This is a genomic window from Coprococcus sp. HCN-4056, assembly GCF_037892645.1.
Lineage (GTDB): Bacteria > Bacillota > Clostridia > Lachnospirales > Lachnospiraceae > Coprococcus > Coprococcus ammoniilyticus.
Window position 1 is genome coordinate 110745 of record NZ_JBBKBL010000007.1, and the last position, 15540, is coordinate 126284.

Below are 15540 nucleotides of genomic sequence, written 5' to 3' on the forward strand. Positions count from 1 at the left end.
TTTACCTTTTCCTTCTAAGAATCAAGTAAAGGTGGAATCGCAGCACCTTAATTCATGTTGTTATTTATTCACTTTCGGAATTCTAAATGCTTTTATTCCATATTGACTGGCATACACCTTAGTGCCATCCTTCTTGGTGATGTATGTAGTATAGATATACTCTACATCGTCTTTTTTCTCTTCTTTTTCCTGTGCCAAGTTTTTCTCCTTTCTCATAACAATTGAAATCTCTGGCACTCTATGCTATAATAATTTCATTCAGAGTCGTTGCAATTCCATATAACGCCACGATTTCATAAAGACTATGAGGTTGCCGCCTTGTAGTCTTTTTTGTTATGGTTGTTTTGAACTTTAATTTCTTTTAAAATAAAGCTGAATTTATTCAGCTTGTAGTTATTTTATCATCCATTTTATTGTTTGTCAAGTTTTTTGTTATGGTTGTTTTGAACTATTAATAGTGAATTTTATTTTTCATTTTTACTGAGAAGATATCTCTTCTCGCCCAGTCCTTCGCCAGATACGCGCTCTGTGCCCACATCCCCATTCGTGCATCAAGGCATGGGATTCTCCTCTGAAACCCTGTATATTTTCTAGGTGCTCCACTTTTTTGAGTCATTTTTACAAAAGTGCTCCATTTATTGGCGTTATTTTCTAAAAGGTGCTCCAAAAAGTGGAGTACCTATGCTGTATCCAAAGGGTTTTAGGGATTTTTCCCTAACCGATACAGCATTTTGCCCCGGATATCCAAAATGCGTATCTGGCAGAAGACACTTCTAAATTCACCTGTGTCATTTTACGGTATAGAAATACCATTTCGGCACGCAGAAAAACCGACTGGATTTCTCCAGCCGGTTCTACTGCTCTATTGGCGAACGAATAAAACGAATCAGAAATTTCCGCAAACTGACGCAGGCACATCTCGGCAGGTCTGTAGGCTTATCCGACGTGCGAATCCGGCAGTATGAAATAAGCAACCGCCCACCCAAGGAGGATATGATACAGGAGCTGGCAAAAGCCTTAGACTGTAATTACCGCTCCATCTACGAACCTTCCCTATACGCAGCGGAAGATGTGATGTACGCTCTCTTTGAACTGGATAACACTACGCCAGGAATTTGTACGAGGTTGCAAATCCCACCGATCCAACTGAAAAGCACGTCGCAGTCGGTTTTGATTATTCTTTGTTGGATGATTTCCTGAATACCTGAAAAAAAAGAGGACTTAGCCTCTGGTAAAATTACCAAAGAATAGTATTTTGAATGGAAGATAACTGGCCTCATAAGGATGAATAAATCCGCATAGTGTGTGCAACAGATAAAAACTGTCTTTTTCTATGTGTATCACGAACCCATTTTGAGTAAAAAACTTGAAATGGGTTTCTTTTGCGTTCGCTAATCTTCTTTAGACGAAAAAAGAACCGCAACTCCTCATAAAATGAGGAATTGCGGCTTGTATTTAAGTTTCTATGATACTAAATCAACGATTACTCGATGATAGTTGCAACTCTTCCTGAACCTACAGTTCTACCACCCTCACGAATAGCGAAAGTAAGACCCTGGCTCATAGCGATTGGGTGAATCAGTTCGATTGTCATTTCTACGTTATCACCAGGCATGCACATCTCTGTACCTGCTGGAAGGTTACAAACACCTGTTACGTCAGTTGTTCTGAAGTAGAACTGTGGACGGTAGTTGTTGAAGAATGGTGTATGACGACCACCCTCGTCCTTAGTAAGAACGTAAACCTGAGCTGTGAACTTTGTATGACATGTGATTGAACCTGGCTTACAAAGAACCTGACCTCTTACGATATCTTCTCTCTTGATACCACGAAGAAGAGCACCGATGTTATCACCAGCCTGTCCTTCATCAAGGAGCTTTCTGAACATCTCGATACCTGTTACAGTTGTCTTCTGGATTTCTGGCTTAATACCAACGATTTCAACTTCATCATTTAAGTGGATAACACCAGCTTCTACTCTACCGGTAGCAACTGTACCACGACCTGTGATTGTGAATACATCCTCTACAGGCATGATGAATGGCTTATCTGTATCTCTCTGAGGATCTGGAATGTATGAATCTATTGTATCCATAAGTTCCATGATCTTATCTCCCCAAGGTCCCATTGGATCTTCAAGAGCCTTAAGAGCTGAACCCTTAACGATTGGGCAATCATTGAATCCGTACTCTTCAAGCTGTTCTGTAACTTCCATCTCTACAAGTTCGATAAGCTCATCATCATCAACCATATCGCACTTATTTAAGAATACAACGATGTAAGGTACACCAACCTGACGTGAAAGTAAGATGTGCTCCTTTGTCTGAGCCATAACACCATCAGTAGCAGCAACAACAAGGATAGCACCATCCATCTGAGCTGCACCAGTGATCATGTTCTTAACGTAGTCAGCATGTCCTGGACAGTCAACGTGAGCATAATGTCTCTTCTCTGTCTCGTACTCAACGTGAGCTGTAGAGATAGTGATACCTCTTTCTCTCTCTTCTGGAGCCTTATCAATGTTAGCGAAATCAACAGCTGCGTTACCAGCTACTCTCTCTGAAAGAACTTTTGTGATAGCTGCTGTTAATGTTGTTTTACCATGGTCAACGTGACCGATTGTACCAATGTTACAATGTGGCTTACTTCTATTAAACTTTTCCTTTGCCATTTTTTAATATCCTCCTTAAATTTCGTACCCCTAAGGGCTATGCTTGGCTAAAACTCATTATATAGAATATATAAAAGATTTTCAACCTTTTTTTATCTCTTTATACCAGCAGGCATAAGGATTTTCAACCTTTTTACCTGCTGATATGATTTATTTTACTCTTTTAAGTCGAAAGGCACGGCAAAATGCCTTTCTGAGTTGTCAAACTATTATTTTGACTTTTCAGCGATAACCTTCTCCTGAACGCTCTTTGGACACTGAGCGTATCTCTCAAAGAACATTGAGTAGTTACCACGTCCCTGTGTAGATGAACGAAGCTCTGTTGAGTAACCGAACATCTCTGCAAGTGGAACGAATGCTCTGACGATCTTACCACCGCCGATATCATCCATACCTTCGATCTGACCTCTCTTAGCATTTAAGCTTCCGATTACATCACCTAAGTATTCCTCAGGCATTGTAACTTCAACCTTCATGATAGGCTCCAGAAGAACTGGATTTGCCTTAGCCATAGCATCCTTGAAAGCCATAGAACCGGCGATATGGAATGCCATTTCTGATGAATCGACTTCATGGTATGAACCATCGTATACATTTGCATGAACACCAAGTACCGGGTATCCACCAAGAATACCAGCCTTAGCAGCTTCTTCGATACCTTCACCGACTGCTGGGATATATTCCTTAGGAATAGCACCACCAACAACTGTGGATTCGAACTTGAATGTCTCTTCGCCGTTTGGATCCATTGGCTCGAACTTAACTTTACAGTGACCATACTGACCACGACCACCTGACTGCTTAGCATATTTGCTATCAACGTCAACAGCCTTGGTAAATGTCTCTTTGTAAGCAACCTGAGGTGCACCTACGTTAGCCTCAACCTTGAACTCACGAAGCAGACGGTCAACAATAACCTCAAGGTGAAGCTCACCCATACCAGCGATGATTGTCTGTCCTGTTTCTTTATCTGTATGTGCTCTGAATGTAGGATCTTCTTCAGCAAGCTTTGCAAGAGCTTCGCCCATCTTACCCTGATCGTTCTTTGTCTTAGGCTCGATAGCAAGCTCGATAACTGGCTCTGGGAATTCCATTGACTCAAGGATAACCGGATGCTGCTCATCACAGATTGTATCACCGGTTGTTGTTACTTTGAAACCAACAGCAGCTGCGATATCACCAGCGTAAACCTTATCAATTTCCTTACGAGCATTTGCATGCATCTGTACGATACGTCCTACACGCTCTTTCTTGTCTTTTGTTGCATTTAATACATATGAACCTGAGTTCAATGTACCTGAATATACTCTGAAGAATGCTAACTTACCAACGAATGGGTCTGTCATGATCTTGAATGCCAATGCAGCAAATGGTTCTTCATCTGATGAATGACGAACTACATCATTTCCCTCAGGATCTACACCTGTGATATCAGGGATATCTGTAGGAGCTGGCATATATTCAATAACACCATCAAGCATCTTCTGAACACCCTTATTCTTGTATGCGGAACCAAGGAATACCGGAACTGCTTCACAAGCAATAGTTGCTCTACGAAGAACTTTCTTCATTTCGTCGATTGAAGGCTCTTCACCCTCAAGGTACATCATCATTAAGTCATCATCTAACTCGCAGATCTTCTCCACAAGGTTCTCATGCCATTTGTCAGCAAGCTCTTTTAAGTCATCAGGGATCGTTGTGATCTCGATGTCTTCACCCTTATCATCTTTATAATAGTATGCATCCATCTCAAATAAGTCGATCAGACCGATGAAATCGGATTCTTTACCGATAGGAATCTGAACTGGAATTGCATTCTTGCCCAGACGATCAATAATTGTCTGAACTGAGTAGAAAAAGTCAGCACCCATTTTATCCATCTTGTTGATGAATGCCATACGTGGAACGTTGTATGTGTCAGCCTGACGCCATACGTTTTCTGACTGAGGCTCTACACCAGCCTTTGCATCGAATACACCAACGGCGCCATCAAGTACACGAAGTGAACGCTCTACTTCTACAGTAAAGTCTACGTGACCTGGAGTATCAATGATGTTGATTCTGTGCTCTAAAGCACCAGCCTTTGGTTTGTGATGATCCTCTAATGTCCAGTGACAGGTTGTAGCAGCGGAAGTGATTGTAATACCTCTTTCCTGCTCCTGCTCCATCCAGTCCATAGTAGCTGTACCATCATGAGTATCACCGATTTTATAGTTAACACCGGTATAGTATAAGATTCTCTCTGTAAGAGTTGTCTTACCAGCATCGATATGAGCCATAATACCAATGTTTCTTGTTCTGTCCAATGGATATTCTCTTCCAGCCAACGGATTGTCCTCCTTTTATTATTCTGTAGGCAGCACAGATTAGAATCTGTAGTGAGCAAACGCCTTGTTTGCTTCTGCCATCTTGTGCATATCTTCTTTTCTCTTTACAGATGCACCTGTGTTATTAGCTGCATCCATGATCTCTCTTGCAAGTCTTTCTTCCATGGTCTTTTCACTTCTAGCACGTGAAAATGTTGTCAACCAACGAAGTCCAAGAGCCTGTCTTCTATCTGGTCTTACATCGATAGGTACCTGATATGTTGCACCACCGATACGTCTTGCCTTAACCTCGAGTAATGGCATGATATTGTTCATAGCCTCTTCAAATACCTCGATAGCGTCCTTACCAGTTTCAGTTGCGATACGGTCGAATGCACCGTAAACAATCTTCTGGGCAACACCCTTCTTACCATCTAACATTACGTTGTTGATAAGCTTGGTAACCACCTTGTTATTGTAAATTGGATCCGCTAATACGTCTCTCTTTGCGATATGTCCTTTACGTGGCACGGTTCTTCCCTCCTTAATATTTATTAATTCTTCGGTACTCACATTATAAAATGTGTTCGTGCTGTTACTTCCATCTCTTCTATCTATCTGATGTTTTCTGCATTTTATGCATCAACACCTTATCTCATAGCAAAAACATGGCCTAACCAGCACATTTTTTTGGAATGTTTCCAATAATACGGTTTTAATTACTTCTTAGCATCTTTTGGACGCTTAGCACCGTACTTAGAACGAGCCTGACGTCTCTTTGCAACACCTGCTGTATCAAGAGTACCTCTGATGATATGGTATCTTGTACCAGGTAAGTCCTTTACTCTACCACCACGGATAAGAACTACGCTATGCTCCTGAAGGTTGTGACCTTCACCTGGAATATAACTTGTAACTTCGATACCGTTTGATAAACGAACTCTGGCGATCTTTCTCAGAGCTGAGTTAGGCTTCTTAGGAGTAGCTGTCTTAACTGCTGTACAAACTCCTCTCTTCTGTGGAGAGCTTGTCTCAGTTGGCTTCTTCTTTAATGAGTTGAAACTTCTCTGAAGAGCTGGTGCAGTTGACTTCTTCTCTACTGTCTGTCTTCCCTTTCTAACTAACTGGTTAAATGTTGGCATGTTTTCACCTCCTACTTTCAAAATAAAAAATAATATAAGGCATACGTTCTCACGCATGCCTTACCATTATATATATTGAAATTATTCGTGTCAAGCACTTTTCAAATTTATTTATTCGTTATCAGTTGTCTCTGCCTCTACAGTTTCCAAGTCTGAAGCATTTTCTTCCGCCTCATCCTCTGCATCTGCATCGGTATCAACTGCATCTTCTAACTCTGTGCTTTCCAGATCATCTCCGAAGTCGATCTCGTCATCATCATCAAAGAAGTTGATCTCATCCATCTCTGTATCAAGCTTTACAGAACGATAACGCTTCATACCTGTACCTGCTGGGATCAGCTTACCGATAATAACGTTCTCTTTCAGACCATTAAGTGGATCTACCTTACTCTTAATAGCTGCATCTGTAAGAACCTTTGTTGTCTCCTGGAAGGATGCTGCTGACATGAAGGAATCTGTAGCAAGTGATGCCTTTGTAATACCAAGCATTACCTGTGAGCCTTCTGCCGGCTGTTTGCCTTCTGCGATGAGCTGCTCATTTGTATCTTCAAAATCAAGAACGTCAACCAGTGTTCCCGGAAGGTAGGATGAATCTCCGTTATCCTCGATCCTGATCTTCTTTAACATCTGACGAACAATGATCTCGATATGCTTATCATTGATATCAACACCCTGAAGTCTGTATACTCGCTGTACTTCACGAAGCATGTAATCCTGAACTGCACGGATACCTTTGATCTTTAAGATATCATGTGGATTAACAGAACCTTCTGTTAATTCATCACCAGCTTCCAGAACCTGATCGTCCAGAACCTTGATACGGGAACCATAAGGAATTAAGTATGCCTTTGATTCACCTGTCTCGTCATTTGTGATAACGACTTCTCTCTTCTTCTTATTATCACGAAGCTGAACCTTACCGCCAAACTCTGCGATGATCGCAAGTCCCTTTGGCTTTCTTGCTTCGAACAACTCTTCTACTCTAGGAAGACCCTGTGTAATATCATCACCGGCAACACCACCAGTATGGAATGTTCTCATGGTAAGCTGTGTACCAGGCTCACCGATTGACTGAGCTGCGATGATTCCGGCAGCTTCACCAACCTGTACCGGCTGTCCGGTTGCCATGTTGGCACCGTAACATTTTGCACATACACCAAGGTGTGACTTACATGTCAGGATCGTTCTGATCTTAAGCTTTGCATCCTGTCTTGTAACACCTGTATCCGGATCAAGGAACGGAACACCGTTTGAATCTACACCCTGATTTACGATCAGAGCAGCTCTCTTTGGTGATACCATGTGGTTTGCCTTAACTAAAAGGTTACCATCTTTATCGTATACAGATTCTGCAAGGTAACGACCTGTAATTCTCTCCTGGAAGGATTCGATTACTTCTTTGCCTTCCATGAATGCTTCTACTTCCATACCAGGAATTGCTTTTCCTGCACAACAATCTGTCTCGCGAATGATCAGATCCTGTGATACGTCAACCAGACGTCTGGTCAGGTATCCTGAATCGGCTGTACGAAGCGCTGTATCGGACAGACCCTTACGAGCACCATGCGCTGAAATGAAGTACTCCAGAACGTCAAGACCTTCACGGAAGTTCGACTTGATCGGAAGCTCGATCGTACGTCCGGTTGTATCTGCCATCAGACCACGCATACCAGCCAGCTGTTTGATCTGCTGGTTAGATCCACGGGCACCGGAATCTGCCATCATGAAGATGTTGTTATATTTATCAAGTCCGTCCAGAAGGGCTTTTGTCAGAACCTTATCGGCTTCTTCCCAAACCTTAACAACAGCGAGGTATCTCTCCTCCTCTGTCATAAGACCACGTCTGAACATCTTTGTGATCTTGTCAACCTGAGTCTGAGCATCTGCAAGGATCTGCTTCTTCTCGTCCGGCACCTTCATATCTGAAATAGATACTGAAATAGCACCTCTGGTTGAATACTTGTAACCGATTGCCTTTACGTCATCCAGAACTTCAGCAGTCTTGGTTGCGCCATGTGTATTGATACATTTGTCAAGGATCGGCTTTAACTGTTTCTTACCAACATGGAAATCAATCTCAAGTTTCAGGATATTATCAGGATTTGTTCTATCAACATATCCAAGATCCTGAGGAATGATCTCGTTGAACAGCAAACGACCGAGTGTAGTATCGATGATACCTGTAACCTCTGTTCCGTCTTCTGTCGTAACAGTTCTTCTTACTTTTATCTTAGAGTGGAGAGTGATCTCCTTGTTCTCATATGCAAGCAGTGCTTCGTTCTTTGACTTGAAGAACTTGCCTTCTCCAATATCGCCATCCTTCTCCATTGTCAGATAGTAGATACCAAGGACCATATCCTGTGAAGGAACGGCAACCGGAGCACCATCTGAAGGCTTCAGAAGGTTATTCGGGGACAGGAGCAGGAATCTACATTCCGCCTGTGCCTCAACTGTAAGTGGAAGGTGAACAGCCATCTGGTCACCATCGAAATCGGCGTTGAACGCTGTACATACCAGTGGATGAAGCTTGATTGCCTTACCTTCTACAAGGATAGGCTCAAATGCCTGGATACCCAGTCTGTGAAGTGTAGGAGCACGGTTTAACATAACCGGATGCTCTTTGATTACATCTTCCAGTACATCCCAAACTTCCGGCTCAAGCTTTTCTACCATCTTCTTAGCAGCTTTAATGTTATTTGCTCTGCCACTGGCTGTCAGTTCTTTCATAACAAATGGCTTGAATAATTCAATTGCCATTTCCTTTGGAAGACCACACTGATAAATCTTAAGTTCCGGTCCTACTACGATAACAGAACGTCCTGAATAGTCAACACGCTTACCAAGAAGGTTCTGACGGAAACGTCCCTGCTTACCCTTTAACATATCGGACAGAGACTTTAATGCTCTATTACCCGGACCTGTTACAGGACGGCCTCTTCTACCATTATCAATTAACGCATCAACAGCTTCCTGAAGCATTCTCTTCTCGTTTCTGACAATGATGTCAGGAGCGTTCAGATCAAGAAGTCTTCTTAAGCGGTTATTTCTGTTGATAATTCTTCTATATAAGTCATTCAGGTCAGATGTAGCAAATCTGCCGCCATCCAACTGAACCATAGGTCTGATATCCGGTGGGATAACCGGAATAACATCCATGATCATCCACTCCGGCTTATTCTCAGAATTACGGAATGCTTCAACAACTTCCAGTCTCTTGATGATTCTGGCTCTCTTCTGTCCGCTTGAATTCTTAAGCTCAGCCTTTAATTCTTCGCTTTCTTTATCCAGATCGATTGCTCTTAAGAGCTCCTGAATGGACTCAGCACCCATTCCTGCACGGAAGGAGCCGTATCCGAAGTCCTCTTCAGCCTTTCTGTATTCCTGCTCTGTCAGAACCTGCTTATAAGTAAGCGGTGTGTCCTTTGGATCAAGAACAATATAAGATGCAAAGTATAATACCTTTTCAAGTACTCTTGGAGAAATATCAAGGATCAGTCCCATACGGCTAGGAATACCTTTGAAATACCAGATATGGGATACCGGTGCTGCAAGCTCGATATGACCCATACGCTCTCTACGAACGCTGGCCTTTGTAACCTCTACACCACATCGATCACAGATAATACCTTTATATCTGATCTTCTTGTATTTACCACAATGACATTCCCAGTCCTTGCTAGGTCCAAATATTCTCTCACAGAACAAACCGTCTTTTTCCGGTTTTAATGTTCTGTAGTTGATAGTCTCAGGTTTCTTAACCTCACCATGTGACCATTCTCTGATTTTTTCAGGAGATGCAAGTCCGATTCTAATTGCGTCAAAGCTTAAAGCCTGTTCCTGTTCTGGAGTTTCCATGTTAAATTCTGGCATCTTACAAAATCTCCTTTCTAAAATTCATCATCTGAGTTGTCATCATAATCATCGCTGTAATCATCCAGATATTCTCCGTCTGATAATGATGTCAGCTCATCATTTTCATCTGTTCCGCTGAAGCCCGCTTCTTCAAATTCACGTCCATCAGCTTCCCGTTTATCATCATCGATCATGCTCTTAACATTCTCGTCATACGCTTCGATCGTCTCACCGAGATCAACCTCTGTCATATCGTCTTTTACAACTCTGACATCGAGACCAAGTGACTGGAATTCCTTCAGCAGTACCTTGAATGACTCAGGGATACCAGGTGTAGGAATGTTCTCACCCTTAATGATCGCTTCATATGTCTTAACACGTCCGATTACATCATCCGACTTAACAGTCAGGATTTCCTGTAATGTATATGATGCACCGTATGCTTCCAGTGCCCAAACTTCCATCTCACCGAAACGCTGTCCACCGAACTGAGCTTTACCACCCAGAGGCTGCTGTGTAACTAATGAGTACGGACCGGTTGAACGTGCATGGATCTTATCATCAACCAGATGGTGGAGCTTAAGATAATGCATGTAACCGATTGTTACAGGGCTGTCAAATTCTTCACCGGTTCTACCGTCACGAAGCTGTACCTTACCGGTTCTGTCGATTGGAACGCCCTTCCATTCTTCTCTGTGATCTCTGTTCTCATAGAGGTAATTCATTACTTCTTCTGAAACAGAATCTTTATATTTCTCGTAGAAGTTCTCCCACTCAGTATTTGCATAATCATTCGCCATCTCAAGAGTATCCATGATATCAAACTCGTCTGCACCATCAAACACAGGAGTTGAAACCTTGAATCCGAGAACCTGTGAAGCAAGACCAAGATGGATTTCAAGAACCTGTCCGATATTCATACGCGAAGGAACGCCCAGTGGGTTCAACACGATATCGAGCGGACGGCCATTTGGAAGGAATGGCATATCTTCTACCGGAAGTACACGGGAAATTACACCCTTGTTACCATGACGACCAGCCATCTTATCTCCTACCTGGATCTTTCTCTTCTGAGCAATGTATACTCTGACTGATTTATTAACACCCGGTGAAAGTTCATCACCATTTTCTCTTGTGAAGATCTTGGTATCCATGATGACACCAAATGCTCCATGAGGAACCTTCAGGGAAGTATCTCTTACTTCTCTTGCCTTCTCACCAAAGATGGCACGAAGGAGTCTTTCCTCTGCTGTCAGTTCTGTCTCTCCCTTAGGAGTAACCTTACCGACAAGGATATCTCCGGCACGAACCTCAGCACCGATACGGATAATACCATTCTCATCCAGATCCTTTAATGCATCATTGGACAGTCCAGCAAGATCTCTTGTGATCTCTTCCGGTCCGAGCTTGGTATCTCTCGCTTCGCATTCGTACTCCTCAATATGAATAGATGTATATACATCATCTTTTACAAGTCTTTCACTTAAAAGAACAGCATCCTCGTAGTTGTAACCTTCCCAGGTCATGAAACCGATCAGAGGGTTCTTTCCAAGTGCGATCTCTCCACCTGAAGTAGATGGTCCGTCTGCGATAACCTCTCCAGCCTTAACATGCTCGCCCTTGAATACGATAGGTCTCTGGTTCATACAGTTACCCTGATTGCTTCGTGCGAACTTGATAACGTGGTAGATATCCTTTGTTCCATCTTCATCTGCCTTAATACAGATTTCCTTACTTGTGGAATATTCAACTACACCATCTCTCTTTGCAACGATACATACACCTGAATCAACAGCTGCCTTTGCTTCCATACCGGTACCTACAACGGCTGATTCGGTAAGCATAAGCGGAACTGCCTGACGCTGCATGTTTGATCCCATCAGAGCACGGTTTGCATCATCGTTCTCAAGGAAAGGAATCATGGATGTAGCAACTGAGAATACCATCTTAGGAGAAACGTCCATCAGATCAACTCTTGATTTCGGGAACTCTGTTGTATCCTCTCTGTATCTTCCTGATACGTTGTTATTTACGAAATGACCATCTGCATCCAGAGGTTCATTTGCCTGTGCAACTCTGTAATTATCTTCTTCATCTGCCGTCAGATAAATAACCTCATCTGTAACTACAGGGTTTGCAGGATCTGATTTATCCAGTTTTCTGTATGGTGCTTCTACAAAACCATACTCATTGATTCTTGCATAAGTAGCCAGAGAGTTGATCAGACCGATGTTAGGACCTTCAGGAGTCTCGATAGGACACATTCTACCATAATGAGTATAGTGTACATCTCGAACCTCGAATCCTGCTCTGTCTCGTGACAGACCACCGGGACCAAGGGCTGATAATCTTCTCTTATGAGTCAGCTCAGACAATGGATTGTTCTGATCCATGAACTGTGACAACTGGGAACTTCCGAAGAATTCCTTAACTGCTGCTGTTACAGGCTTGATGTTGATCAGAGACTGTGGAGTGATCGTCTCTACGTCCTGAGTCGTCATTCTCTCTCTTACAACTCTTTCCAGTCTGGAAAGACCGATTCTATACTGATTCTGAAGAAGTTCTCCGACTGCACGGATACGTCTGTTACCAAGGTGATCGATATCATCCTTTGTTCCAATACCATATTCAAGGTGAATGTTGTAGTTAATTGAAGCGATAATGTCTTCTTTTGTTATATGCTTTGGAACAAGGTCAGATGCATCTCTTGCGATAGCTGCCTTTAATTCTTCTTCGTCTGAATATTCATTTAAAAGGGTTTCAAGAACAGGATAGTATACACCCTCATGGATACCTACTTCAGCAGGATCAAATCCAACATACTTGGACAGATCTACTACCATATTTGAAAGCACCTTTACGTTACGTTCTTCTGTCTGGATCATAACATATGGTACAGCAGCATCCTGGATATCCTTTGCCTGTGCTCTTGTAAGTGTCGTGCCTGCTTCTGCGATCACTTCACCGGTTGCCGGATCGATCGCATCCTCTGCAAGTATCTGACCTGTGATTCTGTTCTGGAATGCCAGCTTCTTATTGAACTTATAACGTCCAACCTTTGCAAGATCATAACGTCTTGGATCAAAGAACATTGCATTGATCAGGTTCTCTGCACTCTCTACTGCAAGAGGCTCACCCGGTCTTATTTTTTTGTACAGCTCAAGAAGACCATCCTGATATGTCTCAGAAGGATCCTTTTCAATACTTGCTAAAATCTTTGGTTCTTCGCCAAACAGATCGATAATCTCTGCATTTGTTCCGATTCCCAGTGAACGGATAAGTACTGTGATAGGCACCTTTCTGGTTCTATCTACACGAACATAGAAAACATCATTCGAATCTGTTTCGTACTCTAACCATGCACCACGGTTTGGGATAACTGTACAGGAGTACAGCTTCTTACCAATCTTATCATGTGCAATATCATAGTAGATACCAGGTGAACGCACCAACTGGCTTACGATAACTCGCTCTGCACCGTTGATCACAAATGTACCTGTCTCGGTCATAAGAGGAAGATCACCCATGAAAATCTCATGTTCTGACATTTCCTTTGCGTCATTTGCATGGAGTCTTACTTTTACTTTAAGCGGTGCAGCATATGTTGCATCTCTTTCCTTGCACTCTTCGATTGAGTACTTCACATCATCTCTACATAACTGGAAATCTACAAACTCAAGACTAAGCTGTCCTGTATAGTCAGTAATAGGAGAGATATCTTTAAATGCCTCCTTCAGACCATCGGTAAGGAACCACTGGTATGAGTTTTTCTGAACTTCGATAAAGTTAGGCATCTCCAGTACATCTTTCTGTCTGGAATAACTCATTCGGATACCTTTACCAGATTGAACAGGACTAATTCTGTTTTTTTCCATCGACACATTCACCCCTTGGAATTTATTTTTAAGCGTATATTCTGTTGAAATGCTTACATTTAACCGAAATATATTAGCCGTGTCATTATATGTCTGGTTTGAACGCAAACCAACCCATAGTATAGACATCCTACACTATATCACATTTTCAAGGTATATGTCAAGAAATATTTGGAATTTTTTATAAAAGAATTGTATATGAACTTTTATCCATATTTATATGCCCCTCTGCATTCTTTTGAAACAGCCTGCAGCGGTATTATTACAGAACAGATACATAACGCCGACTATATCATGTCGTATCTGTGTTCAGAATCTTAAAATCACTTATTCGGTCTCAACTGCTCTTATTGATAAAAATGATCAGTTCGCCGGAACTTTGACAAAAACGACCTGGCAGGTAATTCTCCCGCCAGGTCGAAAGATATTCATAAATACAAGGAATAAAATTACTTTAATGTAACCTTAGCGCCTTCAGCCTCTAACTTAGTCTTAGCTTCCTCAGCCTCGTCCTTTGAAGCTCCCTCTTTGATAACCTTTGGAGCGCCATCAACAGCATCCTTAGCTTCCTTTAAGCCAAGACCTGTGATCTCACGAACAACCTTGATAACCTTAACCTTGTTAGGACCAACTTCTGTAAGTTCGATATCGAATGAATCCTTCTCTTCTGCTGCTGGAGCGTCTCCGCCTGCTGCTGCTACAACAACACCTGCTGCTGCTGATACACCGAATTCTTCCTCACATGCTTTAACTAAGTCATTTAATTCTAATACTGATAAACCTTTGATTACTTCAATAATTTCCTGAGTTGTCATTATTATTTCCTCCATTAATATAATATAGTTTAATAATTGCTGCTTCTATTAAATAGAAGCCGATGTGCCTGTATGCACAAATAATTAAGCTTCCTTCTGTTCTGCAATCTGCTTGATAACACGAGCGAAGTTTGCAATAGGTGACTGGATACTTCCAAGGAATTTGGAAATAAGTACTTCTCTTGAAGGAATGTTTGCAATAACTGCGATACCTGCTGCATCGTAGAATGTACCTTCTACAACGCCACCCTTAAGTTCAAGTGCTGGAGCAGTCTTTGCGAAGTTAGCCAGGATTCTGGCTGCTGCTGTAGCATCTGTCTTACAGATAGCTAATCCGGTAGGTCCTTCGAGACATGGCTTCAGTCCCTCGAACTCTGTGCCTTCAATAGCGAAGTTGATCATGGTGTTCTTGTATACCTTATAAACAACCCCAGCTTCTCTTAACTGCTTACGAAGCTGTGTGTCCTGCTCAACTGTAAGTCCACGGTAGTCAACTACAACTGCTGTCTGAGCACCATCTAAGTTAGCTTTGATTTCTTCAACTACTGGCTTCTTAATCTCTACCTTTGCCATAATGCGCCTCCTTGTTTTACTAATGACTGCACATAGTTAACAGAAAGCATCTTCTGCTAAAATAAGAAAAGCTCTCTGTCGATAAGACAGAGAGCATATAGTTAAAATAATATTAACGATATATTCCTCGGTAGGCGTTTTTCAACTTATGCCATCCGGCACCTACTGTCTTCGGCAGTTCATCAGGAGATACTCTACCATAACGCAAGGAATATGTCAATATGTTTTTTCACTTTTCCATGTAAATTTACACTTTTTCGTGCAAATACTTTTGCTCACATTATTTATGATGTGTAATTCTTTTAT

10 protein-coding genes and 1 other annotated feature are annotated in these 15540 nt (G+C 42.1%); of the genes, 1 reads left to right on the plus strand and 9 read right to left on the minus strand.

The annotated features are described in order from the left end of the window. Positions 1 to 60: 60 nt before the first annotated feature. Positions 61 to 198 (minus strand): hypothetical protein, encoded by a 138-nt coding sequence (locus WKT03_RS11740; protein WP_340392207.1) that lies wholly within the window; start codon positions 196 to 198, stop codon positions 61 to 63. Positions 199 to 876: 678 nt separating this feature from the next. On the opposite strand from WKT03_RS11740, the gene WKT03_RS12660 reads away from it, so the two are divergent. After that, a complete protein-coding gene (locus WKT03_RS12660; protein ID WP_445293054.1) occupies positions 877 to 1200 on the plus strand; it encodes a helix-turn-helix domain-containing protein in 324 nt (107 codons plus the stop codon). A gap of 283 nt (positions 1201 to 1483) precedes the next feature. Here WKT03_RS12660 and tuf read toward each other — a convergent pair whose 3' ends face one another. The 8 genes from tuf to rplJ form a co-directional block, all read right to left on the minus strand. Further along, a complete protein-coding gene (gene tuf / locus WKT03_RS11745) occupies positions 1484 to 2671 on the minus strand; it encodes an elongation factor Tu (RefSeq protein ID WP_008402040.1) in 1188 nt (395 codons plus the stop codon). 209 nt (positions 2672 to 2880) lie between these two features. Further along, positions 2881 to 4998, minus strand: coding sequence for an elongation factor G (gene fusA, locus WKT03_RS11750; RefSeq protein WP_084770701.1), 2118 nt, complete (start codon positions 4996 to 4998; stop codon positions 2881 to 2883). Between the two features lie 39 nt (positions 4999 to 5037). After that, positions 5038 to 5508 carry a 30S ribosomal protein S7 gene (rpsG, locus tag WKT03_RS11755; RefSeq protein ID WP_044945754.1) on the minus strand — a complete coding sequence of 157 codons (471 nt, stop codon included), beginning with the start codon at positions 5506 to 5508 and terminating at the stop codon, positions 5038 to 5040. A gap of 188 nt (positions 5509 to 5696) precedes the next feature. Next, on the minus strand, positions 5697 to 6119 hold the full coding sequence (gene rpsL / locus WKT03_RS11760; RefSeq protein WP_044945751.1) for a 30S ribosomal protein S12: 423 nt from the start codon (positions 6117 to 6119) through the stop codon (positions 5697 to 5699). Positions 6120 to 6230: 111 nt separating this feature from the next. Beyond that, the gene (gene rpoC, locus WKT03_RS11765) at positions 6231 to 9989 is read right to left on the minus strand and encodes a DNA-directed RNA polymerase subunit beta' (RefSeq protein WP_118662386.1); all 3759 of its coding nucleotides are present in this window, start codon (positions 9987 to 9989) and stop codon (positions 6231 to 6233) included. A gap of 17 nt (positions 9990 to 10006) precedes the next feature. Further along, positions 10007 to 13846: a DNA-directed RNA polymerase subunit beta gene (gene rpoB, locus WKT03_RS11770; RefSeq protein WP_118483189.1), complete on the minus strand. Its 3840-nt coding sequence runs from the start codon at positions 13844 to 13846 to the stop codon at positions 10007 to 10009. Positions 13847 to 14295: 449 nt separating this feature from the next. Continuing rightward, positions 14296 to 14661: a 50S ribosomal protein L7/L12 gene (gene rplL, locus WKT03_RS11775; protein ID WP_021944598.1), complete on the minus strand. Its 366-nt coding sequence runs from the start codon at positions 14659 to 14661 to the stop codon at positions 14296 to 14298. 84 nt (positions 14662 to 14745) lie between these two features. After that, positions 14746 to 15234, minus strand: a complete 489-nt coding sequence (gene rplJ / locus WKT03_RS11780; protein WP_008402032.1) for a 50S ribosomal protein L10 — start codon at positions 15232 to 15234, stop codon at positions 14746 to 14748. 55 nt (positions 15235 to 15289) lie between these two features. Continuing rightward, positions 15290 to 15427: a sequence feature (ribosomal protein L10 leader region), on the minus strand. Positions 15428 to 15540: the final 113 nt, after the last annotated feature.

What these genes read in the sequence shown, in the direction of transcription:
- tuf (WP_008402040.1), bottom strand. Translation starts at nt 2,671, where the DNA reads ATGGCAAAGGAAAAGTTTAATAGAAGTAAGCCACATTGTAACATTGGT.
- rpsL (WP_044945751.1), bottom strand. Translation starts at nt 6,119, where the DNA reads ATGCCAACATTTAACCAGTTAGTTAGAAAGGGAAGACAGACAGTAGAG.
- rpoC (WP_118662386.1), bottom strand. Translation starts at nt 9,989, where the DNA reads ATGCCAGAATTTAACATGGAAACTCCAGAACAGGAACAGGCTTTAAGC.
- rpoB (WP_118483189.1), bottom strand. Translation starts at nt 13,846, where the DNA reads ATGGAAAAAAACAGAATTAGTCCTGTTCAATCTGGTAAAGGTATCCGA.
- rplL (WP_021944598.1), bottom strand. Translation starts at nt 14,661, where the DNA reads ATGACAACTCAGGAAATTATTGAAGTAATCAAAGGTTTATCAGTATTA.
- rplJ (WP_008402032.1), bottom strand. Translation starts at nt 15,234, where the DNA reads ATGGCAAAGGTAGAGATTAAGAAGCCAGTAGTTGAAGAAATCAAAGCT.